General features: G+C 53.7%; 1 rRNA gene. It reads left to right on the forward strand.

From position 1 onward, the window contains the following. The first annotated feature begins 262 nt into the window (after positions 1–262). Positions 263–3,058: ribosomal RNA gene (locus ACH196_RS37645) — 23S ribosomal RNA — on the forward strand. Positions 3,059–3,075: the final 17 nt, after the last annotated feature.

Genomic DNA, 3,075 nt, shown 5'->3' on the forward strand with positions numbered 1-3,075 from the left:
AGCTTGGCCTTGGAAGGTCCATAACCTTTCGTAAGCGGCTGGGCGATGATGGATACGGTCCGTCGCCGTGGACGCTCAATCCGCGGCACATGATGGGTAAGCCTAACCGCGCCCCCGGACTGATCTCGAGAAGCTGGTCTTTTTGTGCCGATGCCATTCGATGGCGGCGGGGCGATGAGGCAATGCGGTATTATGTGAACAACATACTGCCCTACTGCCCTAATCCCCTACTGCCCTAACGATGGGCATTGGCAATGAGAACGATCAAGTGTCTTAAGGGCAATTGGTGGATGCCTTGGCATGCACAGGCGATGAAGGACGTGATACGCTGCGATAAGCGTCGGGGAGGTGCGAATACCCTTTGATCCGACGATTTCCGAATGGGGAAACCCACCTAAAGTGCTTGGAAAATCAGAGGAGCAGGCAACTGCTTCTGTGGTTTCCAAGCATTTGTGATAGGTATCTTCACCTGAATACATAGGGTGAAAGAAGCGAACGCGGGGAACTGAAACATCTAAGTACCCGTAGGAAAGGACATCAACAGAGACTCCGGAAGTAGTGGCGAGCGAACCCGGACCAGGCCAGCGGCTTTTGCGAGACAAGCGGAACACTCTGGAAAGTGTGGCCACAGCGGGTGACAGCCCCGTACGCGTAATGCGAGCAAAAGTCCTTGAGTAAGGCGGGACACGTGAAATCCTGTCTGAACATGGGGAGACCACTCTCCAAGCCTAAGTACTCGTGCATGACCGATAGCGAACTAGTACCGTGAGGGAAAGGTGAAAAGCACCCCGACAAGGGGAGTGAAAAAGTACCTGAAACCGGTTGCCTACAAACAGATGGAGCCCGCAAGGGTGACATCGTACCTTTTGTATAATGGGTCAGCGACTTAGTGTGACGAGCAAGCTTAAACCGGTAGGTGTAGGCGCAGCGAAAGCGAGTCTGAACAGGGCGTTCAGTTCGTCGCATTAGACCCGAAACCGAGTGATCTAGCCATGAGCAGGCTGAAGGTAGGGTAACACCTACTGGAGGGCCGAACCCATAACTGTTGCAATAGTTCGGGATGACTTGTGGCTAGGGGTGAAAGGCCAATCAAACTCGGAAATAGCTGGTTCTCCGCGAAATCTATTTAGGTAGAGCGTCGACCGAATACCCTCGGGGGTAAAGCACTACATGGGCTAGGGGTCCTCACCGGATTACCAAACCTAAGTAAACTCTGAATACCGAGGAGTACTAGTCGGCAGACACACGGCGGGTGCTAACGTCCGTCGTGAAAAGGGAAACAACCCTGACCAACAGCTAAGGTCCCCAAGTTATGGCTAAGTGGGAAAGGATGTGAGGATCCCAAAACAACCAGGATGTTGGCTTAGAAGCAGCCATCATTTAAAGAAAGCGTAACAGCTCACTGGTCTAAATAAGGGTCTTTGCGCCGAAAATGTAACGGGGCTAAAGCCATACACCGAAGCTTTGGGTTCGCAGCGATGCGAGCGGTAGCGGAGCGTTCTGTAAGCCTGCGAAGGGACAGCCGTGAGGCATCCTGGAGGTATCAGAAGTGCGAATGCTGACATGAGTAACGTAAGGGGAGTGAGAGACTCCCCCGCCGAAAGACCAAGGGTTCCTGCTTAAAGTTAATCTGAGCAGGGTTAGCCGGACCCTAAGACGAGGCCGAAAGGCGTAGTCGATGGGAATCACGTTAATATTCGTGAGCCTGGAGGTAGTGACGGATCATCACTGTAGTTCGACCTTATCGGATTGGTCGGGCTGCTGCGTGGTTCCAGGAAATAGCTCCTCCTTATAGTCCGTACCCGAAACCGACACTGGTGGTCTGGTAGAGTATACCAAGGCGCTTGAGAGAACTATGCTGAAGGAACTCGGCAAATTGCACGCGTAACTTCGGAAGAAGCGTGACCCCTTTGCACGCAAGTGTAAGGGGGTGGCACAGACCAGGGGGTAGCGACTGTTTATCAAAAACACAGGGCTCTGCGAAGCCGCAAGGCGACGTATAGGGTCTGACGCCTGCCCGGTGCTGGAAGGTTAAGAGGAGAGGTGCAAGCTTTGAATCGAAGCCCCAGTAAACGGCGGCCGTAACTATAACGGTCCTAAGGTAGCGAAATTCCTTGTCGGGTAAGTTCCGACCTGCACGAATGGCGTAACGACTTCCCCGCTGTCTCCAGCATAGACTCAGTGAAATTGAATTCCCCGTGAAGATGCGGGGTTCCTGCGGTTAGACGGAAAGACCCCGTGCACCTTTACTATAGCTTTACATTGGCATTCGTAGTGGCATGTGTAGGATAGGTGGTAGGCTTTGAAGCAGGGACGCCAGTTTCTGTGGAGCCACCCTTGAAATACCACCCTTATCTCTATGGATGTCTAACCGCGGCCCGTCATCCGGGTCCGGGACAATGTATGGTGGGTAGTTTGACTGGGGCGGTCGCCTCCTAAAGAGTAACGGAGGCGCGCGATGGTGGGCTCAGAACGGTCGGAAATCGTTCGCTGAGTGCAATGGCATAAGCCTGCCTGACTGCGAGACAGACAAGTCGAGCAGAGACGAAAGTCGGTCATAGTGATCCGGTGGTCCCGCGTGGAAGGGCCATCGCTCAACGGATAAAAGGTACGCCGGGGATAACAGGCTGATGACCCCCAAGAGTCCATATCGACGGGGTTGTTTGGCACCTCGATGTCGACTCATCGCATCCTGGGGCTGGAGCAGGTCCCAAGGGTATGGCTGTTCGCCATTTAAAGCGGTACGTGAGTTGGGTTCAGAACGTCGTGAGACAGTTCGGTCCCTATCTGCCGTGGGTGTAGGAATATTGAAAGGATCTGTCCCTAGTACGAGAGGACCGGGATGGACGGATCTCTGGTGGACCTGTTGTGGCGCCAGCCGCATAGCAGGGTAGCTATATCCGGACGGGATAACCGCTGAAGGCATCTAAGCGGGAAACCCACCTTAAAACGAGTATTCCCTTAGAGCCGTGGAAGACGACCACGTTGATAGGCCGGGTGTGGAAGCGCAGCAATGTGTGAAGCTTACCGGTACTAATAGCTCGATCGGCTTGATCGTTCTCATTCTCAATGCCC

The sequence above is a fragment of the Mesorhizobium sp. IMUNJ 23232 genome, assembly GCF_044326205.1.
GTDB lineage: Bacteria > Pseudomonadota > Alphaproteobacteria > Rhizobiales > Rhizobiaceae > Kumtagia.